Raw genomic sequence first — 22,228 nt, 5'->3', positions numbered from 1 at the left:
ATACTATTTTCCACAAAAAGTAAAGTTAAACATACATTGGAAGAGCACTTATTTTACTGATAATGCGTACGCTCCATCGCCATTATCATATTTATATACATACAAGTAATACTTACCTGGTTTTGCATTAAATTTTGCTTCTATATGATTTCCATTAGCTTGACCATAGGCTGCGTAATTTTGCATATCTGATTCATGGTGAAGTACCCATGTCATCCCGATTCCATGCTCATTTAAAACAGAAATGTCGATATCTTTCGCTGATGCCACATTAAATGTATAAACATCGGTGTGATCCACGCCGATAAGGCTACCTTTTATAGTAGTATTTAACCCAATACGATTTGCTTCCTCTGGACGATTATTTGGTTCAGATTCTGTTAAACTTCCATCTTTAATCGTAACAGCTGTTTCATTTCTACTCTCTTTACCTTTATCATCTTTTACTCTTAACGCTACTTTATAAGTTCCTTCTCTTTCATATGCATGTACTGGATTAACTTCTGTACTTGTACTTCCATCCCCGAAGTCCCATAAATAAGAAACGATTTTTCCATCTTCATCGTTTGATCCATCGCTCTTAAATTGAATTCCTTCTTTTACAAGACCATTATAAGGTCCGTTTACATTAACCGTCGGAGCTTTATTTTCTCCGTCATCTTTTGCGATACCGTGGAAGACTACATCATATTCAAATTGATTAGAGCTATTCACACGGTAATTGACGAAATATGCTGTAACAGTTTTGTAGCCACTCCATTCTTTTGGCGCCAATTGTTCTAAAGCTTCATTTACTCTTTTACTCATTGCTTTCCAATCTTCTGATTCACCTTTTGTTATACTACCTGTAAACGTACCTTCTAGTGTAAAGGTATTAAAGAATTGAGATGTATGCTTTGTTATTTTTGTATCTTTCATACGCAATGTATCGTTAATTTCTCTCTTCACTTCCACTAATGATTTTGGTGCATGTTCAGCTAAATAATCATCTGCTACTTCCGGTACATTATACGTATCTTGATTATCAATTAGTTGCTGCATGTACTCTTGATACTCTTTATTTAGTTTCGGATCTTTACTTAGATTTTCACGATAAGCATCATAATTTTTCACGTCATTCGCACGAATTAAATCTTGAATTTTATCAAATGTTTCAAATTGATGTGTATATAAGTAAGACTGCAACGCAAACGAGTAGTTATAGAAATCCCAAGAACCATATTTAGCAAATAGTGTACGCTCTGCTGTATAACGGCTTGCAGGATCAGATGATAATCCACTAATTATGCTCTTTCTTGGTACAACGTTATTCGTACGAGTAGATCCCGCAAAAAATTCCGCATTTCCTTCTTGGAACCAAGTTAATCTTTCATTTTGATACATATCCCCTCTTCCAAATAAACCTGGAACTTCATATCTCCCTTGAAGATAATGAGTAAACTCATGACGGAATAACTCTTCTAAACTATAAATACTTTGCTCTGGCGTACGCTCATATGTAAAGAATGTGCCTATCTCTTCAATATAAATTCCACCGTTGTTTGTCTCATATCCGTACAGTTGTCTATTTAATTGATATTCATCTGGATTGTTATAGATTACTATCGTTAATACATCGTCTGCATTACCTTGTTCTAAAGCTTTATCATTACCGATTACACGGTGATATTGTGCCTTTACTTCTTTTGCTGCCCAGTATAACCTTTTAATTTTTTCCTCTGATACTTTATCTCCTGTTTTGAACACAATAGATCCATCATCGAATGTGTACGTTTTTGGTAAGTACTGCTCTTTTCCTTCTTTACGTATCTTCTCTAAATCTACCGTATTCCCGCTATAATCTTTCCCGTTATAGTTTGTTGTAATTTGTTCTACTGCAACAAAATACGGTTCACTTAAACGTGGATACATATGCATTGCTTGTGTAACAACTTCTAATCCTTTATTTGGATTACTATAAAACTTCCCTAAACGGCTAGCAAAATAAATTCCATTATTAACGAGCCACTTATTTTCTGGCGTTACCTTATTTAAAAGAGCAATACGATTAATCTCATTAATAAATCCATCTACTTTTCCATACCACATTGTATCTTTTGCCTCTTTACGAGTTTCAAATAAATAAGATTGCATATCGTAATCAATACCTTGCATAAGGTCGTATACAACTTGTCCTTTCATATGATCGTCTACATATGCATGGAAATTATCATTATATTGTTTTAAAATATTAGCTGTATATTGCACTGTTTCAACATCACTTGATGCATTACTAATTAATTTACCGTATGCAGATACGACTGTATCTTGCTCATTTGTTCCAAGCTTAAAGTTTGGATTTTTTGCAATAGCTTTTAACGCTGGTAAACATTTGTCCTGGAAGCTTCTTTCATTTAAATTACTTAATTCTTTATTATAAAATGCAAGGTAAAACGCCGAACGTAATACTTCAGTAAACGTTTGAATTCCTTTTGAATCATCTTTCGTAAATGTACTACCTCTATGAGCTAACTCATCTATAACTACTTGCATTTTTCCTTTGTCTTTATAAAAAGCTTTTGCGTCTTCATTAAACTGGAATAAGTCTGTAATTTGATTCCACTTAATACTTCCTAACGTTTCAACCAATTCTTGATTAGTCATTTTGTTTAAATCAGCCATTGAATAACTTTCTTTAACTTGCTTTACTTCTGAACTCTTCATAATAGATGCTGGACGCTGCGAAAAGTCTCCTACTTTTAAACGTTCTTGAAACGATAATGTTTCCTTGGCTTGAGAAGCGTGTCCAACCTCATCTACTGGTTTTTCAATTCCGACCGGTTTCGAATGCAATACATTATATGGTACTTTTTCTTCCGCTGACACATGAGTTTGAATTGCTCCTAACGATAGAGCCATTGTACTAATGCTTAACATAACTTTATTAATTTTTGATTTCTTGTTCATATCATTGCCCCCTATTTAAATATTCCATTCACGAAATTAACATATTATTTGGATAAAATAATATAAAATGCAATATTTCATATTATTTCTTCATGCATTTTGACCATATAGTGAACGAAAAGGATTTATAATTTTTGCTACAGTCGCTCCATTATTTAAGCGATCGAAACATCCACGTATTAATATCCTTCCCCTATTCAAAAAGACCTGATCATAAGCATATTTCAACATGAAATTGCTATGATCAGGTCTTCTGAAAAACTTATATAATTATTTTACATAATAATAAGATAAAACGTTTTTTATTTCTTAAATAATCTCTTTCTAAATACAAACATACTTAATGCTGAAAGAACAAGTGCTAATCCAGAAAGTAAAGTCGATGTGTTAGCTTGACCACCAGTTGCTGCTAAAGACTTCTTATTTTCTTCTTGTTTATTATCATTTAACTTGCTTGAAGTATTTTCTTTCACGCTCCCGTTTCCAACAACTTTCTCTGGCACAACTTGATTATTTCCTTTTGGCTCTTGAACCAATCCAGTTGTCGATTCTTTTACCTCTTCTTTCGATCCTTCAACTTCTTTTGTTGGTTCTTTTACTTCTTCTTTTAATCCTTCAACCTCTTTTGTCGGTTCTTTTACTTCTTCTTTTAATCCTTCAACTTCTTTTGTTGGTTCTTTTACTTCTTCTTTTAATCCTTCAACTTCTGTTGCCGGTTCTTTTATTTCTTCTTTCGATCCTTCAACTTCTACTGTTGGTTCTTTTACTTCTTCTTTCGATCCTTCAACTTCTGTTGCCGGTTCTTTTACTTCTTCTTTCGATCCTTCAACCTCTGTTGTTGGTTCTTTTACTTCTTCTTTCAATCCTTCAACTTCTGTTGCCGGTTCTTTTACTTCTTCTTTCGATCCTTCAACTTCTGTTGTTGGTTCTTTTACTTCTTCTTTCGATCCTTCAACTTCTGTTGTTGGTTCTTTTACTTCTTCTTTCGATCCTTCAACTTCTTTTGTTGGTTCTTTCACTTCTTCTACTTCTTCTACTTCTTCTACTTCTTCTACTTCTTCTACTTCTTCTACTTCCTCTTTTTCAACTATATTCTGGGTAACTGTTCCATTAAATCTTATGCTAATTTCATCCGAATCTAAATCAAATTTATACACCTTTTCACCTGAAGTACTCCATTTTATTACTCCGTTTTTAAGCGTTCCACCCTCACTTGTCAGTTTAATATTCTCAATGGTTTCTCCTTCTAAATCATATACAGGAACTTGAATTTCTTCGTTTACTTTTGCATCATTTAAAACGATATTTTGTCTTCCAACATCAATTGTAAACCACTGCCCCAATTGTATTAACGGCCTTACATCACAAATCTCATTTCCAGCTAATTTTAAACTAAGTAAGTCTAACATTGAGCCAAGAACCGATACATCTTTAATACGATTGTCCGCAAGATTTAACCACTGTAGATTTTCCAATGAAGATAACGGTGTTATATCCTCAATTTTATTATGAGATACATTCATAGCGTTCAATTGTTTCAAGTTTGAGATGAACTCAATATTTTTCAAGCCTACTCCTTCTAAAGTGAGGTTTTCTAAGTTCGTCATGTACTCTAAACCGGTTACATCTTTTATTTCTTTTCCTTTTTCTTCAAGTACCTCTAATGTTTTAATCTGTAATAAATCTTCTTTTGTTATAGGGGCATTTAGATTCTCTCTACCAAAATTCTCTTTATTAATATGTTGTTGTAAACTCTTGTCGAGTATCACATTTTTATTTTGTTCCTTCTCCCCTTTTGTTGTTTCCTTTATTTCCGCTAACCGTTCTACAACATTTTGAATTACTATTCCATTAAATTTAATGCCATTCTCTTCTGGCTTTATATCCAACATAAATTCGTATATTTTTTCACCAGAAGTACCCCATTTAATGGAACCGTTATTAACTATTCCATCTTCACTCTTCAATCGAATAGTCTCGAGTGGTTCTCCTTGTAAATTATAGATAGGTATTTTAACTTCCTTATCTTTTTCTACATCATCTAAAAAGATTTTTTGTCTTTGAATATCGATATACATTCTTTTTCCTAACTCTTGAACCGGTCTAACATCACGAATTTCATTTGAACCTAGCTTTAAATCATATAAACCTGTTAATTGACTAAGTGGCGTTATATCTGAAATATAGTTTTCTTCTAAATTCAGTGATTGTACAGTAGACAATCTTGATAAAGGTTCGATGTTTTCTAATTCATTTTTAGCAAGATCTAGCTCTACTAATTTTTTCATTGATGTAATATGTTCGATATTAGTAAGGCCATTGTTACTTAAAGATAATTTCTTTACATTTTTTAATTGCTCAATCCCAGCAAGATTAGCATTACTAATTTGATTATTTGCTACAGTCAAAGTCCTTAAAGATGTTACTGTAAATAATGGTTTAATATCTTTTATATAATTGCTATTTAAATCTAGCATTTTAATCTTCTTCATTTGACTTAATGGGCTTAAATCTGAAATTTTATTGTTTCTCAAAGTTAAAAACTCAATATGTTCTAGCTCAACCAAAGGGCCAATATCTTCAAGTTCACTATAGGTTATACTTAATGATTTTAATTGTCTCAACTTCGAGATAAAGTGTATATTTTCTAACTTAACTTCTTCCAACATTAAGTTTTCTAAGTTCGTCATATATTCCAAACCACTTATGTCTTTTATTCCTTTACTTTTTGCCTCAACGACTATTAAAGATTTAACTTTTAATAAATCTTCCTTAGTTATTGGAGTATTTAGATTCTCCCTATTCAAGTTATATTTATTAATGTGCATTTGTAATTGCTTATCTAATATTACATTTCCACTTTCATCCTGTTGTTCTACTTTATCCTCTTTATTTTCCTTTTGATCTTTTGGAACATTGTTTTCTAGATTTAACGTATTTACTTCAAACTGCACTTGGTATTTATTATCATATGCCATTGTCGGAATATAAATGTGCATTTGCATATTATACCTTTTTCCTAATTCTCCAACTTCAAATTGAATAACCTTCGTCCCATTTTTCTTTTTATCCTCAGATATGACTTTCACATCATGAAACACACCAGGAGTACGAATATCCTCTGTTTTCAAGTATTGAAAGAAATCACTATCACTTAACGTTGCCGTTACAATTTTCTTTCCATTCTCAATTGTTAACTTAGCATCCTTTATATAAACAGCTGCCATAGATTCTTCATTCGTTTTATCTTTATACGCTTTAATAACAGCATCATATGTACCATCTTCTAAAGCATATCCAGTTTTATTCGCCTCAATTGCTACTGCCGCTAAAGCAGGTTTCGAATACACAGCAAACGGCAGTGATAACGCCGCAGCTATAATCATTGCATTTATATGTTTTCTTTTATTCTTTCTCAACTTTACATCTCCTCCGAAATATATAAATCAAAATGTAATCATTTCTCGAATAAATGATAATGATTTTCAATATCATTGTAAACTAAAAAATAAAGTGAAACTTTAATCAGAAGGGGTCTTGTCCATCCCCCTCTGATTATTAGCCCTCACCAATCGGGCTTTTACGGGCAGTTAATGCGGGATAAAAAGTTTACAAAAAATAACCCCTTTTACAAGGGGTTATGCCATTTTCTCTCCTGATTCTTCTTTAAAAAAGCTTTTCATTGCATGAAATACATCTGCTTTTTGCTTTAAAATATAATATCTGAAATTCTCATCTTTAATGTTTTTGTAGGCTGACATAAGTGTACTATGGCGGTTGTACTGATTCACTTCCCCATACCCAAACATATTACACTTCTTCATCAACTCTTCCACAAGCTTTACGCATCTAGCATTATCCGAAGTTAAATTATCACCGTCTGAAAAATGGAATGGATAAATATTATAACGGTCTGGTGAATATTTATTATCGATTAACTCAAGTGCTTTTTTGTATACGGAAGAACAGATCGTTCCGCCACTTTCTCCTTTTGAGAAAAACTCTTCTTCTGTGACGACCTTCGCTTCCGTATGGTGAGCAATAAACTCAATGTCTACAGTTTCATACTTTGTGCGTAAAAATCTTGTCATCCAGAAAAAGAAGCTACGTGCCATATACTTCTCCCATATTCCCATCGATCCACTCGTATCCATCATCGCTAATACAACAGCTTTTGAATCTGGCTTTAACACTTCATTCCAGGTACGGAACTTTAAATCTTCTTGATGAATTGGATGGAAAGATGCTTTACCACGCATTGCATTTCGTTTATATGCAGATATCATCGTTCGTTTCTTATCGATATTTCCCCATAATCCTGTTTTTCTAATATCATTAAATTCAATGTGTTCAATCCGGTTTTCATCCAGTTCTTTTCTCTTTAAATTAGGCAACTCTAACTCTTTGAAAAACGCTTGCTCCAATTCTAAAATTGAGACTTCTGCTTCATAATAATCTTCTCCAGCTGCATCTCCTGCCCCTTGCCCTTTTCCTGGTCCTTTCTGCTTTTGACCACCTGATCCATCTCTCGCAACGACATCTCCAACTTTGCTGTCACCGTTTCCTTGCCCAACATGTTTATTTTTATCATAATTGTATCTAATCTTATATTCATCTAAGGAACGAATTGGTATTTTCACAACATCCCTACCATTAGACATAACAATATTTTCTTCTGTTACAAGATCTGGTAAATTATTTTTAATTGCCTCTTGTACTTTTTCTTGATGGCGTTGTTGGTCGTCATATCCTTTGCGATGGAGGGACCAGTTTTCCTGTGAAATTGTATAGTTTGGTTGATTTTCTTCGCCCATGCCTTTCCCTCCTTACTGTATTTGTTTTCTCTTATGAACAGCAATCTATAATTTTATTTTCTAGTGTGCGTAACTAGAATATTTGAAAAATAACTGTTCATCGAAAATCATCCCATAAACATATATAGCGTTTTTCATACAATACTCCGAGCATCTTAAACAAAATTTTGCCACTCACATAATAGAAAGAAATATTCAGCCGTTGATAAGAAAGAAACACAATGCATTGTTGCACACATTTTCGTATTGCAACATATTGTATTGTGTTGGCTTTTTTCGTATGAATGGTTGGTTACTCTATCATATGCATATTGTAAAAATAATTGACAATAAATTCATAAAATCGCATCTTAATTTATTATATTTGGACAAGCTATGACACTTTTCACACGTATCAATAGATAACAAAACGCCGTCCCAAGAACAAGAGACAGCGTTTTGTTATCAAACTATCGATTTAACAAACTACCTACATAGCGTAACAATTCATTCGCAGATGAAGAATTATATCCATGCTCATCAATTAAGCGTGCAACAACATCATTGATTTTCTTAAGCTGATTTTCATCTGGCGTTTTCGTTGATGTTGTAATTTTCACTATATCTTTTAAATCAGCAAATAGTTTTTTCTGAATCGCTTCACGAAGACGTTCGTGTGAATTATAATCAAAGCGTTTTCCTTTACGTGCATACGCAGAAATACGAATTAAAATTTCTTCACGGAATGCTTTCTTAGCATTTTCTGAAATTCCAATTTGCTCTTCAATTGAACGCATAAGTTTTTCATCTGGGCTCATTTCTTCACCAGTTAACGGATCACGTAATTTTGATTTATTGCAGTATGCTTCGACGTTATCTAAGTAATTATCCATAAGTGTCTTAGCTGATTCTTCGTATGAATAAACAAATGCTTTTTGTACTTCTTTCTTAGCAATTTCATCGTATTCTTTTCTCGCTAATGAGATGAAATTCATATAGCGCTCTCGGTCTTCACTACTAATTGACGGGTGCTGATCCAATCCGTCTTTTAACGATCTCAGTACATCTAGTGCATTAATAGATGGTACCTCTTTTCGAATAATTGTAGAAGAGATTCGGTTAATGACATAACGAGGATCAATCCCCTTCATACCTTCATCTTGATATTCACGTTGCAGCTCCTCTACATCGATCGCATTATACCCTTCTACCGTTTCTCCATCATATAAACGCATCTTTTTAATTAAATCAATATCCGGACGCTTCGGGTCTTTTAAACGAGTTAAAATAGTAAACATTGCTGCAACGCGAAGTGTATGCGGTGCAATATGAACATTGGACACATCACTTTCACGAATCATTTTTTCATAAATATGTTCTTCTTCACTAACCCGTAAATTATATGGAACCGGCATTACAATAATACGTGAATGCAATGCTTCATTTTTCTTATTTGCTATGAAGGAACGATACTCTGTTTCATTTGTATGCGCTACAATTAATTCATCTGCTGAAATAAGCGCAAATCTTCCTGCTTTAAAATTCCCTTCTTGTGTAAGCGATAGTAAATGCCATAAAAATTTCTCATCACATTTTAACATCTCTTGGAATTCCATCATGCCGCGGTTCGCCTTATTTAATTCTCCATCAAATCGATATGCACGAGGATCTGATTCCGAACCGTATTCTGCAATTGTAGAAAAGTCTAGACTACCTGTTAAATCGGCAATATCTTGTGATTTTGGATCAGAAGGACTAAATGTACCAATTCCTGTACGGCGATCTTCAGAGAAGAAAATACGCTCTACAACTACATCCTCAATTCTTGACCCATATTCTTGCTCTAGACGCATAACATTTAATGGTGATAAATTCCCTTCAATTCTTACTCCATACTCATCAAAGAAATCATTCCGTAAATGTTGCGGAATTAAATGAAGTGGATCTTCATGCATTGGGCAGCCTTTTATTGCAAAAATTGCTCCACGATCTGTTCGTGAATATGTTTCTAATCCTCGTTTCAACATCGTAACTAATGTTGATTTCCCCCCACTAACAGGCCCCATTAATAACAAAATACGTTTTCTAACATCTAATCGTTTTGCAGATGGATGAAAATATTCTTCCACAAGGCGTTCTAAAGCATCCTCTAATCCAAATAGCTGATTACTAAAGAAGTTATATTTTCTTCTACCATCAACTTCTTCAATTCCAGCATCTTTTATCATATTGTAAATGCGAGAGTGTGCTGTTTGAGCCACCCATGGTCTTTCTTTCACAAGCTCCAAATACTCCGCAAACGTACCTTCCCATTGTAAACGTTCTTCTGCTTCCCGATATTGTTCAATCTTCTTTAGAATATCCATTATAGCTCCTCCCCCATCTCCTTGTTCAATCGGATTATTATAAAAGGTATGCTAGGATGTCCTTAAACATTCTTTAAATCAAAACGAAATATATAATAGCGCTATAAAATTCTCTCCAAAATTCAAAGAAAATTCTGTATAATAAAGGTATTAAAGTTTTCACGCTACTATTCATTGTAAATAAATTCTTTTCTTCTAGGAACCTTACATACATTTCGATTCACAAATAGGATTCGTAAACCGAAAAAGTAAGGAGGAAATTAGTATGAAGTTATTATTAATTTTAGGTGTATCACTCACATTTCTTACAGCTATTTTTACATCTGGTTATAACGATAAGCCAGGTACACATAAAAAGTGATGTGCTTTTCAGCACATCACTTTTTTTCTTGTTTTTTATACACTATTTAAAATAAATATTTTCTACATCGTATATCGATAAAGGGCGATTATAAAAATAACCTTGTACAATTTTCACATTCTTTTCCTTTAAAAATTGTATTTGTTCCGCCTTTTCTACTCCTTCTGCAATTACATTTAACCCTAGAGTATGTGCTAAATGAATAATTGCAGCCGTAATATTCGAATCTCTTTCATCTTTATATATACCTTCCATAAAAGAACGATCAATTTTTAACGTATCAATCGGATATGTTTTTAAATAACTTAAAGATGAATATCCCGTTCCAAAGTCATCTAAATGAATCTTTAAATTTTGTTCTTTTAACTGCAATAACACTCTTTTCGATAAATCTTTATGTATAAGAGCCCCTTCTGTAACTTCTATTGCTAATAAATGAGGAGGGACATCGTACTTATTTAAAGCGCGTGTAATCATCTCTATTAATGTAATAGAACGAAAATGTCTAGCTGAAATATTAACTGCAATTGGTACAACTTCATATCCTTTATTTAACCATTCACGTATTTGCTCACAAACTTGATGTACTACCCATTCATCAAGTTTAATAATAAATCCTGTTCTTTCAGCAAGTGGGATAAATTGATTTGGCGAGACAAAACCTAGCTCTTTATTCTCCCACCTTATTAAGGCTTCCATACTGGCTATCTTTCCCGTTTCAATATTAATTTGAGGTTGATAATATAGGAAAAATTCATTTTTCTCTATAGCACGATGTAACTGATTCTCCATTATAAACCTTTGTTCACGTTCACAATCTAATCCACTACAATAAAAATGATAATACCCTTTTCCTTTTTCCTTTGCTTTTTCCAAAGCTGCGTCAACTCTTTGGAAAAGCATTTTTTCATCCATTCCATCTTCTGGGGCCATTATAATCCCAATTGATGCACTCAAATAAACATCCTCTTTTTCTATTACAAAATGCTCACTAATTTTTTTTAATATTGTTTGTGCAACTACCTCTACGCGTTCTTTCGTTATATTTTCTATTAACATAACAAATTGATCATCGTGTTCTCTAAATAAATGCATATCTTCTATTTTTAGTTCCCGTAGGCATTCAGTAACTTTTTTTAATACTTGATCCCCTTCTTTATGACCAAATGTATCATTAATAAGGTGAAATTCATCCAAATCTATAAAAACCAATGCGAATTCTTTATTCTCAGCTAAAAATTCATTTAGCTTATTTGTACATGATATTCTATTCATTAACCCCGTTAACTGATCGAAGTAAGCCAAATATTCTGTTTTCATCTCATTTAATACTTGCCTCGTAACATCCCTCGTAACAATGTACACCCCGACGATTTCACTATTCACAATAATGGGGATTGTCCTCACGGAAATATAAAGTTCATATCCTTCTTTATTAATGTATTTCTTTGCAACAATTTGTTTTGCTCTTCCCTGTAAAGCATTTTTAAATATAATTTGAAAAGTTTTTTCATATTCTTTATTTATAAACTGAAAAATAAATTGGTCCTTTAACTCTTCATATCGATACCCAAAAATTTCATAAGTTGCTGGATTTGCATATGTAATTCTTCCAATAGAATCTACAGATATAATGGAATCATTATTATATTCTAGTAATGACTTAAATAACATTTGTTTTTCTTCTATTTCCACTTTTTTCTTAACCTGTGCTGTAATATCTCTAGTAATACAAATAATAAACTGACATGTTCCATTTACATCGCATACTGGATTAAGTGAAGATTCATAATGTATATCACCAGTTGGCAAACTAATTACATCACAAAATGTAATTGCTCTCGCTTCTCTCATTACTTTTGCATACTGTCCTTGCAATAACCTTGCCGTATCTTCTGGTAATACTTCTGCAAAAGTTTTTCCATAACATTCTTTCCCTAGCCTGGCGTGATCCATTCCTATTTTATTTACATAGATATATTTAAAAGTTTCATCATCAATAACTTTCACAATAAACACTAAATCTTGAATAGCATGTAACAGTCCCTGTCTTACTAAATCCATATCTATCATACTTAAAAAGGTATTTTGATTATTATATTGTTCCTTCATATTTATCTCAACCCGTCTTATCTATTTTTATTCATATATCTCATTCTATATGAATATGTACCTTTTTTAAAATGTATGATTACATATTTTTTAAAAAAATAAAAAAGTCGCCAAATGGCGACTTTTAATAAACGATTTCTAAATCTAATCCTGGATAATTTTGTTGACGGAACGCTTCATAAATTAAAATTGCTGCTGTATTAGATAAATTTAATGAACGTACTTTATCCGTCATTGGAATACGTAAACAATGATCGAAGTTTTCTTCAATTACATTAGCTGGTAATCCATTTGTTTCTCTTCCAAATACGAAATAGTAATCCTTCTCACGTTTGCTATAATCAAATGCTGTATGAGCTTTCTCGCCATACTTTGTTAAATAGAAGAATTCACCATCTTTATTTTTCTCATAAAATTCTTCGATTGAATCATAATACGTAACTTTTACGTGCTGCCAATAATCTAGTCCTGCACGCTTTAACATTTTGTCATCCGTTGAAAATCCAAGCGGTCTAATCAAATGTAACTCTGTTCCAGTTGCTGCACAAGTACGTGCAATATTTCCTGTATTTGCTGGAATTTCTGGTTGATATAAAACAACATGTACTCCCACGCGATATTCACCTCTATTTTTTGTCTACTACGTATTATACCACTTGAACGAAAAATCTCTACCCATTAATAATATGAAAGAATTTATATTTCATTTGTGGTGTATATTTACTAGAGTCTTCATAGTTCCAATAACGCCTGCGGCTATTCGCTGAATGTGCATTTACAAGCGGCATACCATCTGCGTCTTTTGCTACTACAATTGTAGTATGATTCCACCTACCATCATCCTCAAAATCATACGCAATTACATCGCCAAGAATAAGGTCTTCTGGCTTTTCTACTGCTTCTGCTCGAAGCCCTGTTGTAGCACCTGACAAATACCAATAAAAAGAGTGTGCTACAGCCCAGCTCCAACTCCACTGGTTTCCCCTTTGCCACCACCCTTTACGAATGTTAGGATGTCCGTTCATTGGTACTTCTCCAGTGTGCAGACATTGTGAAATGAAATTTGTACAATTATCAGGAAAATTACGGTATGCAGGATTGCGATCATCCCACCAACGCTCTGCATATTTCACTGCCTCTAAACGATTATATTGATATGAACCGTATTTTTCTTTCGTGACTTCCCGTTCTAACGTTTCACCTATTCCTATTTCTTCTGACGCTTCAAGAGCATAATCATCTATTATACAACTATTTTTTAAACAAACTCGTCGTTTTAATTGTTCCTCTTCGATATAAAATAATTCTTTATGCTTAATTAAATATTTCAAGTGTATTTGATAATCAATTTCTTGATGCTCATCACTATTTAATTGTCTAATGAAAGAAATATCTGCAGTTGCTTTCACTATATCTGCACTACGTTTTTGAAACAATTGTTTCTTTCTCTGCGCTATTTGTAATAAATCTTCAGCAATACCATCCACATCAGTTCGTTTCTCTGTTATATATGCTAAAAACTGTTGCACTTGCTTCTCAATACTCACTTTTACAACCATTCAGTCTCCCTCCCATATTACAATATGAAAAAGGGAGATATTATCTACTCTTTTTTCTGTGCTAACAATTCAAGTCCACGATTCATTTCATGAAGAACCTCTTCATCTTTCTCACGTTCCATCGCTTTTTCAATTGCTTCGCCTACTCCATCTCCGCCAATTTTCCCAAGTGCCCATGCTGCTGTTCCGCGAAGTACTGGTCTTGGATCATCTTTCATAACACCAATTAAATCAGGAATTGCTGCTGCTTCTTTAAAATGTGCAAGTGCTAAAATAGCATTTCGTTGCAATGGCTTTTTACCTCTCCATGAACCAGACATAATTCCATACTTCTCTTTAAAATCACGATTACTAATCGTTAAAAGTGGTGTTAATAATGGTTTAACTAATTCAGGATCAGGCTCCATCTCAGGATGGTTGTGGAAATCCATTCCTTTATTTTTCGGACAAACGGTCTGACACGTATCACATCCATATATACGGTTTCCTATTTTATCGCGATATTCTTCAGGCAGAAACCCTTTTGTCTGTGTTAAAAATGCAATACATTTCTTCGAGTCCAACTGGCCGCCTTGTACTAAAGCACCTGTAGGACAAATATCAATACATTTCGTACAACTTCCACATTGATCTTCTATTGGCCGATCGGGAGGGAATGGAACATTCGTAATCATTTCTCCTAAGTATACATACGAACCAAATTCCGGCGTAATAATAGCGCAGTTCTTACCGCTCCATCCAATACCGGCACGCTCTGAAACAGCTCGATCACTTAGCTCCCCTGTATCAACCATTGATTTCACTTCTATATCCGGAAGCTTTTCGATTAAATACGCCTCTAACTTTTGCAAACGATCTCGTAAAACAAGGTGATAATCTTGGCCCCAAGAAGCACGGCAAAAAATCCCACGACGTTCTCCTCGTTTACTTAATGGTGCGTTTTTTAATTTTGAAGGATATGCTAAAGCAATCGCAATGATTGATTTCGCACCAGGTAACAATAGCTGTGGATTCGTTCTCTTCTCTATATCAGGCTCTTCGAATCCAGACTGATAATTCAATTGTTGTTGCTGGATTAGACGCTGCTTTAATTCCTCAAATGGTGAAGCACTGGCAAAACCTATTTTATCTATACCAATCGTTTTACTATACGCAATTACATCTTGCTTTAATTGTTCAAAGTCCATTTTCAATCGCCTCCTCCGATGAATCCATCCCTTATGTAACGACTATATTGGTTATCAATTCACTTTTGGAATAATATTCTTCACTTCTATTTTCGCATACAATTATGATTTTCAAACATTAAAAAACGCAATGCTTCGTTTATCTTAGAAACGAAACACTGCGTTGATCACAATTTATTAGAAAAACATTAAATAAAATTTGGAGCGGGTGAAGAGAATCGAACTCTCGACCAGAGCTTGGAAGGCTCTTGTTTTACCACTAAACTACACCCGCAAATATGAAATAACTTATGTAAAGTAGTATAGCATGTAAAAAAAATCGAAGCAAGAAATTTATCGAAAAAAGTCGAAAAAGTGATGAGATACCTCATCACTTTTTCAATTCTTTATCAATCGCCTTCTTCATACTATCGAAATCAGGGTTTGCAAGATTCCCATTTATATATACTGAAGGAGCACCTTGAACTTTTAATTTTTGAGCACGATCTGAATCTTTACGTACTTTGTCTTTCATTTCTTTACTGTGTAAATCTTTTTTAAACTGTTCTACATTAATTTTTGGAAGCTTTTCTTTCACAATATTAAGAAGTAATTCTTCTGTAATCCATTCTTCCGTATCTTTCTTTTGATTTTGATAAATCTCATCATAGAAAATCCAGAATGAATCTTGATCTTGTTTGTAAATTGCTTCACCAGCAGCTGCACCTAAATCAGAGTCTTTTCCGATAAACGGGAAGTTAATAAAATATAACTGCACTTTACCTTTATCAATATACTCTTCTTTTAATCGTGGCAATGCTGTTACATCCCAAGTACGACAAGCTGGACATTTAAAGTCTCCAAATTCAACTACCTTAACTGGAGCATCATCTTTCCCTAAAGATTGTTGTGTAGAATAAGCAAACATCTCATTCCCTTTATCTTTCTTGTCATTTATGATGCTATACGCAATTGTTCCGATTACAATCAATACTGCGATAGAAAAAACTACACCAAGAACCATGAGTTTATTTGATTTCATATACATTCCTCTTTAAATTCATATTCTGTATACAGCATTGTACACAATACACATAATATCAACACTTATATACGTCACGCAATGAACACGCTCACATAAATTACAAAAATACAACATTTGTGACAATATTGTGTCGTCTTTTGTCACAAATTATTCAAAAAAAGAAGCCCCTATGTAGGAACTTCTTTTAACTTACTGCTTTTTCACGGGCGTTTTTTAACATAGATTGCTCTGTTTTTATATCATGACGAATTACTAATTTCTCACTAACTGCTTGCACATATTCATCATGATTTATATACCCTTCTTTCTCCATTAGCCTTAAAACTACATTCCGTCTCTCAACTGCTTTATCATAATTTTGTGCAGGTGAGTAATAAGCCGGTGCTTTTACTACAGCAGCCATCATTGCACTTTCAGCCAACGTTAATTGATCCACCTTTTTACCGAAGTAAAGATTTGCTGCTTTTTCAATTCCCCATGCTCCTTCTCCGTAGTAAATATTACTCACATATAATTTTAAAATCTCATCCTTTGTGAATGTACGTTCAATCTTTTTCGTATAAAAAATTTCTTTCCACTTACGAGAAAATGTACGTTCATTAGATAAAAAAGCATTTTTAGATAGCTGCTGTGTAATCGTGCTTCCTCCTTGCACAACCCCACCAGCTTTTATATTTTCAATAGAAGCTCGAATAATTGCTATATAGTCTAAACCGTTATGATGATAAAACCTTTTATCTTCCGTCGCAATAAATGCGTGTGTTAATGATTCTGGCACCTCTAACTTAGCGGGTACATGTAATTTACTAATATCACTTCGCTCAATCATTACATTTCCAACGAATAATAATGCAAAACTTAACAATAATAATAATATAATGGCTTTATAAAGAAATTTAGTTAATGGATTTAATGCAACTTTTTGATGATAATTCACTCTAGATAATACTCGTTCTTTCATCTCGAACACCTCTTTTCCACACAGCATATATAACTCTTAATTTAAGAATACCTTGTTGTAAAAGAATATCCCATCGATTTCTCTTACACCTACCTTACAACATTGTAAGGTGTAAAAATGTATTGTATCACAGTCCTTTTTTATCTACTATTCATATGAAATGTTGAATATACATTTATTTATCACACTATTTATAGGAAGTAGGACTCTCCTTAATTTCACTTTATTCTTTTATTATATCAGTTTATACATTTATACTTTTAAACATCTAGCAATCTAATTATATACGATATATCACCATTATACAGAACAAACGTTCCATAAATCAATACTAGCTTTCGGATTATCTCGCTATTTGTGGGCAGTAAGACTTCTCCCTCAAAACTTGGCTAAAGCTAGGAAATTAGGTGGTAGTCCTGCTTCCTCCACTAATTATTAGCCTACACTTTATTATTGTGACCTTTTTCTGAAACAGTATACATAAAGAAAAGGTTAGCAATTTGAGCTGTCCTCAAATAACTAACCTAAACTTTACAACCTTCCTATAAGATTATATGGCTGAACTTCCCATGTTTCGTATGGAATGAAATGAATTGCTTTCATCGCATCAAGTGTCCTGGATTTCATATGAGGGCGCGTTATATACTCATCAATGTTCTCTTCGTTTAAAGCAACAAATTTAGCCTCTTGTATTTCTTCAGGTTGAATTTTTATTTCACCACTAACATATGCTACTTTAAAAACAACAGCTACAATATGCATAGAAGCATTATAATAAATCCCTGTAACTCCGATAGGCTTCACAGTTAATCCTGTTTCCTCCATTATTTCTCTGCAAACAGCTTGATCGAGCGCTTCCCCTTCTTCTACCTGTCCTCCAGGCATTTCCCACGTATCAGCTCGCCAGTGCACTTTCGTTAAAAGCACCTCATTCTTTTCATTTGTTAAATAACCTGCTACGGCAACAATATGCTTTGGTGTTTTATGCTCCACAGAAATACCTCCTAGAGATACGATTATTTAAAATACAAACCTATAACCATATTCCCTAACAGCTACAAAATACCTTTAATACTTTACCACCTTAATTAACTCCATAAAAAAAGACCCTATTCGTTAAACGAAAGGGTCTCCTGTCTTTTATTATTCTCCTAAGTCTACGTTGTGGTAAACTTGTTGTACATCTTCTAAATCTTCTAATGCATCAACCATTTTTTCAAATTGTTCTTGAGCATCTTCAGGAAGTTCTACATCACTTTGTGCAAGCATTGTTAATTCTGCAACTGTAAATTCTTCAACACCAGCATCTTTAAGTGCAGATTGTACTGAATGGAACTGATCAGGTTCAGCATAAACGATAACAGAATCTTCTTCTTCTAGAATGTCACGTGCATCTACATCTGCTTCCATTAAGATTTCAAGAACCTCATCTGACGTTTTACCTTCAAGACCGATAACAGCTGTCGCATCAAACATGTAAGCCACAGAACCATTTACACCCATGTTACCACTGTTTTTGCTAAATGCAGCTCGTACATCTGCTGCAGTACGGTTTACGTTATTTGTCAGTGTATCTACAATTACCATAGATCCGTTTGGTCCAAAACCTTCATAACGAAGCTCGTCATAATTTTCTTCTGAACCGCCTTTTGCCTTTTCAATTGCACGGTCAATAATTGTTCTTGGCACGTTGTATGTTTTCGCACGCTCTAATACAACTCTTAGTGTTTGATTTGATTCTGGATCTGGCTCGCCTTGTTTTGCTGCCACATAAATTTCACGTCCAAATTTCGCGTATATACGGCTTGTATTTGCATCTTTTGATGCTTTTTTGTCTTTAATATTGTTCCATTTACGGCCCATACTTTCCACTCACTTTCCCATTTTAAATCTACATAAAAATATTAATATGAAATATAATGTGTATTCAACACATTTTTAAAAGAAATATAAAAAGTTCATTTTTGATTCATATTACAGACATAATATAAATCACTATCATTTTGTTCTTTCGACAAGTTATATTATACATGAATTCCTAAGTTTATTACGAATTTTAGAATCATATAGCATAATTTAACAAAAAAGACTCTAACATTTCTGTTAGAGTCTTTTTACATCGTCGATACCGATGGTCGGGGTCGAACCGACACTCCCGAAAGAACACGATTTTGAGTCTTTTTAGGTGACATTTATATAGAGTGCTATCCTTAAAATCCTTTATTTTAAAGCATTTAAAAAATTTTGAGCTTCTTTAAACATGATAAATTAAAATGAAACGGAGCCAAAATGGAATCACAATAAATAACTGACACCTTTTACTTTCATTTCTCTCCCTTAATTAAGTTTATCCTATTTCATTTATTACTGTGATGATTTATTTTATTATCTCTCGCTAAACAATAAAAAAAAGGAAGAAGTTACCATAATATCCCCCTAATTACTTTCTATTGCTGTATAATTAAAATAGGAAAATTTTTCTGAAATTCAAAAATTTGAAAGAAGGATGGGGAAGAGTTATTATGACACATTCAAATGAGAAAAAAGCACATGGTCTTAAAGGGCTAGGAGAAAAGCTAAACCCAACTATCTATCAAGTGAGATTCATGAAATTAGATGAACCAATTCAATTTGAGTCGTTTCCTGAATTAAAGGAATTAGGGGACTGGTTAAGTACTTCAACGCAAATGTGGTCGTGCCACTCAACTATGTACAAGTACAACAGAGAAAAGTTTGAAAAGAAGTTTTTAGAAATTACGAAATTAACAGCTGATCATGTACTAATATCTACTGGTGGTGTCGGATTTAACTTCATGTCACCGGGGTGGAGAGATTCTCTCTAGAGTGCTCGAAAAAATTCTTGTATATGTAATATTCTACTGAAATTCTATAAAAGGATAAAAATGAACGTTCGGTTTTATCCTTTTAGTACTTCATAGTTTCTTCCAACTGTATCTAAAGTTCGTGGCTTACTCACCGCACACTCCCCCCAACGCACTATTAGTGCTTATTTTGTAGTGTGAAGAAAACACAAAAAAACCCTACACAATTAGTGTAGAGCCTTGATGTTACGCCGTTCGTGATACCGATGGTCGGGGTCGAACCGACACTCCCGAAGGAACACGATTTTGAGTCGTGCGCGTCTGCCAATTCCGCCACATCGGCATAAAATAAAGGCGGCAACCGGATTTGAACCGGTGGTAAAGGTTTTGCAGACCTCTGCCTTACCACTTGGCTATGCCGCCATATGAAGTTAAAATGGAGCGGAAGACGGGATTCGAACCCGCGACCCCAACCTTGGCAAGGTTGTATTCTACCACTGAACTACTTCCGCAAAAATGGCTGGGCTAGCTGGATTCGAACCAGCGCATGACGGAGTCAAAGTCCGTTGCCTTACCGCTTGGCTATAGCCCACCGAAGTTTTACTTAATTATATGTAAGTATCCATTAATTTATTTGTAATTTTTAAAAATAAAAATGGGGCGACTGATGGGAATTGAACCCACGAATGCCGGAGCCACAATCCGGTGCGTTAACCACTTCGCCACAACCGCCATGTTGTGTTTATATATTTGGCAGGGGCAGTAGGAATTGAACCCACACTGGAGGTTTTGGAGACCTCAGTTCTACCTTTAAACTATGCCCCTATGTAAAATGGTGGAGGGGGGCAGATTCGAACTGCCGAACCCGAAGGAGCGGATTTACAGTCCGCCGCGTTTAGCCACTTCGCTACCCCTCCGAAACTTACATGGTGCCGGCTAGAGGACTTGAACCCCCAACCTACTGATTACAAGTCAGTTGCTCTACCAATTGAGCTAAGCCGGCATATTTTATTAAAATGGTGGCTCGGGACGGAATCGAACCGCCGACACGAGGATTTTCAGTCCTCTGCTCTACCGACTGAGCTACCGAGCCTTATTAAAATGGCGGTCCCGACCGGGGTCGAACCGGCGATCTCCTGCGTGACAGGCAGGCATGTTAACCACTACACCACGGGACCATTTGGTTGCGGAGACAGGATTTGAACCTGCGACCTTCGGGTTATGAGCCCGACGAGCTACCGTACTGCTCCACCCCGCGATAATATTATTTATATAATTATATGATAAGTGTTAGCAACCACATTACGAGAATGTTTGGTTGCGGGGACAGGATTTGAACCTGCGACCTTCGGGTTATGAGCCCGACGAGCTACCGTACTGCTCCACCCCGCGACAATATTATTCATATAATTTATATGGTGGAGGATGACGGGATCGAACCGCCGACCCCCTGCTTGTAAGGCAGGTGCTCTCCCAGCTGAGCTAATCCTCCAAAAGTGGTGACCCGTACGGGATTCGAACCCGTGTTACCGCCGTGAAAGGGCGGTGTCTTAACCACTTGACCAACGGGCCAAATATTATAAATTCCTTATGGCGGAGAGCAAGGGATTCGAACCCTTGATACGCTTGTGACGTATACACGATTTCCAATCGTGCTCCTTCGGCCAACTCGGACAGCTCTCCAATGGCTCCGCAGGTAGGAATCGAACCTACGACCGATCGGTTAACAGCCGATAGCTCTACCGCTGAGCTACTGCGGAATAATATTGCCTGGCAACGTCCTACTCTCACAGGGACAAGGTCCCAACTACCATCGGCGCTAGAGAGCTTAACTTCCGTGTTCGGTATGGGAACGGGTGTGACCTCTCTGCCATCATTACCAGACATTATTCTTTTGAGACAATCATTATTATAACTTATTCACCCTGAAAGTCAATAAGTTTTTTATATTCTCTCAAAACTAGATAACGTTGCTTCATATTATATGGTTAAGTCCTCGATCTATTAGTATTCGTCAGCTCCACATGTCACCATGCTTCCACCTCGAACCTATCAACCTGATCATCTTTCAGGGATCTTACTAGCTTACGCTATGGG

Annotated in this window: 13 protein-coding genes, 17 tRNA genes and 2 rRNA genes; 1 reads left to right on the top strand and 31 read right to left on the bottom strand. The window is 34.7% G+C overall.

Translation table 11 applies throughout. The features are described 5' to 3' along the window. Positions 1-48: 48 nt before the first annotated feature. The 13 genes from colA to BWGOE10_RS02580 all read right to left on the bottom strand — a co-directional run bounded on the left by colA (position 49) and on the right by BWGOE10_RS02580 (position 19,172). Complete coding sequence (gene colA, locus BWGOE10_RS02640) at positions 49-2,946, bottom strand: collagenase ColA (RefSeq protein ID WP_070140801.1); 2,898 nt, start codon at positions 2,944-2,946, stop codon at positions 49-51. Between the two features lie 302 nt (positions 2,947-3,248). Further along, entirely contained in the window at positions 3,249-6,365 is a 3,117-nt protein-coding gene (locus tag BWGOE10_RS02635; RefSeq protein WP_070140800.1) for a leucine-rich repeat domain-containing protein, read from the bottom strand. A 219-nt stretch (positions 6,366-6,584) separates the two neighbouring features. Next, complete coding sequence (gene yhbH / locus BWGOE10_RS02630; RefSeq protein WP_002113900.1) at positions 6,585-7,760, bottom strand: sporulation protein YhbH; 1,176 nt, start codon at positions 7,758-7,760, stop codon at positions 6,585-6,587. Positions 7,761-8,209: 449 nt separating this feature from the next. After that, complete coding sequence (locus tag BWGOE10_RS02625) at positions 8,210-10,105, bottom strand: PrkA family serine protein kinase (RefSeq protein WP_070140799.1); 1,896 nt, start codon at positions 10,103-10,105, stop codon at positions 8,210-8,212. A 403-nt stretch (positions 10,106-10,508) separates the two neighbouring features. After that, on the bottom strand, positions 10,509-12,578 hold the full coding sequence (locus BWGOE10_RS02620; protein ID WP_070140798.1) for a GGDEF domain-containing phosphodiesterase: 2,070 nt from the start codon (positions 12,576-12,578) through the stop codon (positions 10,509-10,511). Positions 12,579-12,702: 124 nt separating this feature from the next. Then, a complete protein-coding gene (gene trmL, locus BWGOE10_RS02615) occupies positions 12,703-13,191 on the bottom strand; it encodes a tRNA (uridine(34)/cytosine(34)/5-carboxymethylaminomethyluridine(34)-2'-O)-methyltransferase TrmL (protein WP_000538149.1) in 489 nt (162 codons plus the stop codon). 58 nt (positions 13,192-13,249) lie between these two features. Then, positions 13,250-14,137, bottom strand: a complete 888-nt coding sequence (locus BWGOE10_RS02610; protein ID WP_070140797.1) for an amidase domain-containing protein — start codon at positions 14,135-14,137, stop codon at positions 13,250-13,252. Between the two features lie 44 nt (positions 14,138-14,181). Beyond that, positions 14,182-15,324, bottom strand: coding sequence for a tRNA epoxyqueuosine(34) reductase QueG (queG, locus tag BWGOE10_RS02605; protein WP_070140796.1), 1,143 nt, complete (start codon positions 15,322-15,324; stop codon positions 14,182-14,184). A 200-nt stretch (positions 15,325-15,524) separates the two neighbouring features. Next, positions 15,525-15,598, bottom strand: a tRNA-Gly gene (locus BWGOE10_RS02600). 96 nt (positions 15,599-15,694) lie between these two features. Then, positions 15,695-16,345: a DsbA family protein gene (locus BWGOE10_RS02595; protein ID WP_070140795.1), complete on the bottom strand. Its 651-nt coding sequence runs from the start codon at positions 16,343-16,345 to the stop codon at positions 15,695-15,697. A gap of 187 nt (positions 16,346-16,532) precedes the next feature. Then, positions 16,533-17,309 (bottom strand): transglycosylase domain-containing protein, encoded by a 777-nt coding sequence (locus BWGOE10_RS02590; protein ID WP_002113878.1) that lies wholly within the window; start codon positions 17,307-17,309, stop codon positions 16,533-16,535. Positions 17,310-17,840: 531 nt separating this feature from the next. Then, positions 17,841-18,302 carry an NUDIX hydrolase gene (locus BWGOE10_RS02585; RefSeq protein ID WP_070140794.1) on the bottom strand — a complete coding sequence of 154 codons (462 nt, stop codon included), beginning with the start codon at positions 18,300-18,302 and terminating at the stop codon, positions 17,841-17,843. 150 nt (positions 18,303-18,452) lie between these two features. After that, on the bottom strand, positions 18,453-19,172 hold the full coding sequence (locus tag BWGOE10_RS02580; RefSeq protein ID WP_070140793.1) for a YebC/PmpR family DNA-binding transcriptional regulator: 720 nt from the start codon (positions 19,170-19,172) through the stop codon (positions 18,453-18,455). A 659-nt stretch (positions 19,173-19,831) separates the two neighbouring features. Here BWGOE10_RS02580 and BWGOE10_RS02575 point away from each other — a divergent pair. Then, the gene (locus tag BWGOE10_RS02575) at positions 19,832-20,152 is read left to right on the top strand and encodes a DUF3884 family protein (RefSeq protein WP_070140792.1); all 321 of its coding nucleotides are present in this window, start codon (positions 19,832-19,834) and stop codon (positions 20,150-20,152) included. A 240-nt stretch (positions 20,153-20,392) separates the two neighbouring features. On the opposite strand, the gene BWGOE10_RS02570 is transcribed toward BWGOE10_RS02575, so the two are convergent. The 18 genes from BWGOE10_RS02570 to BWGOE10_RS02485 all read right to left on the bottom strand — a co-directional run. Then, positions 20,393-20,474 (bottom strand) — tRNA-Leu (locus tag BWGOE10_RS02570). Between the two features lie 9 nt (positions 20,475-20,483). Next, a tRNA-Cys gene (locus tag BWGOE10_RS02565) sits at positions 20,484-20,554 on the bottom strand. 14 nt (positions 20,555-20,568) lie between these two features. Next, positions 20,569-20,643, bottom strand: a tRNA-Gly gene (locus tag BWGOE10_RS02560). Between the two features lie 5 nt (positions 20,644-20,648). Next, positions 20,649-20,723: transfer RNA gene (locus tag BWGOE10_RS02555), tRNA-Gln, on the bottom strand. Between the two features lie 64 nt (positions 20,724-20,787). Beyond that, positions 20,788-20,863: transfer RNA gene (locus BWGOE10_RS02550), tRNA-His, on the bottom strand. Between the two features lie 19 nt (positions 20,864-20,882). Then, positions 20,883-20,956 (bottom strand) — tRNA-Trp (locus BWGOE10_RS02545). Between the two features lie 8 nt (positions 20,957-20,964). Beyond that, positions 20,965-21,048: transfer RNA gene (locus BWGOE10_RS02540), tRNA-Tyr, on the bottom strand. A gap of 10 nt (positions 21,049-21,058) precedes the next feature. Continuing rightward, a tRNA-Thr gene (locus BWGOE10_RS02535) sits at positions 21,059-21,134 on the bottom strand. A 14-nt stretch (positions 21,135-21,148) separates the two neighbouring features. Then, positions 21,149-21,224 (bottom strand) — tRNA-Phe (locus BWGOE10_RS02530). 9 nt (positions 21,225-21,233) lie between these two features. After that, positions 21,234-21,309 (bottom strand) — tRNA-Asp (locus tag BWGOE10_RS02525). 3 nt (positions 21,310-21,312) lie between these two features. Beyond that, positions 21,313-21,389, bottom strand: a tRNA-Met gene (locus BWGOE10_RS02520). 57 nt (positions 21,390-21,446) lie between these two features. Continuing rightward, positions 21,447-21,523, bottom strand: a tRNA-Met gene (locus tag BWGOE10_RS02515). Positions 21,524-21,547: 24 nt separating this feature from the next. Then, a tRNA-Val gene (locus tag BWGOE10_RS02510) sits at positions 21,548-21,623 on the bottom strand. A 5-nt stretch (positions 21,624-21,628) separates the two neighbouring features. After that, positions 21,629-21,703: transfer RNA gene (locus tag BWGOE10_RS02505), tRNA-Glu, on the bottom strand. Positions 21,704-21,722: 19 nt separating this feature from the next. Then, positions 21,723-21,814, bottom strand: a tRNA-Ser gene (locus BWGOE10_RS02500). A 2-nt stretch (positions 21,815-21,816) separates the two neighbouring features. Beyond that, positions 21,817-21,891: transfer RNA gene (locus BWGOE10_RS02495), tRNA-Asn, on the bottom strand. A gap of 8 nt (positions 21,892-21,899) precedes the next feature. Beyond that, a 5S ribosomal RNA gene (rrf, locus tag BWGOE10_RS02490) occupies positions 21,900-22,015 on the bottom strand. 100 nt (positions 22,016-22,115) lie between these two features. Then, a 23S ribosomal RNA gene (locus tag BWGOE10_RS02485) occupies positions 22,116-22,228 on the bottom strand; the annotation flags it as partial.

It is taken from the genome of Bacillus mycoides, assembly GCF_001757995.1.
Classification (GTDB): domain Bacteria; phylum Bacillota; class Bacilli; order Bacillales; family Bacillaceae_G; genus Bacillus_A; species Bacillus_A mycoides_B.
This window is presented reverse-complemented; position numbering and strand designations above follow the sequence as displayed.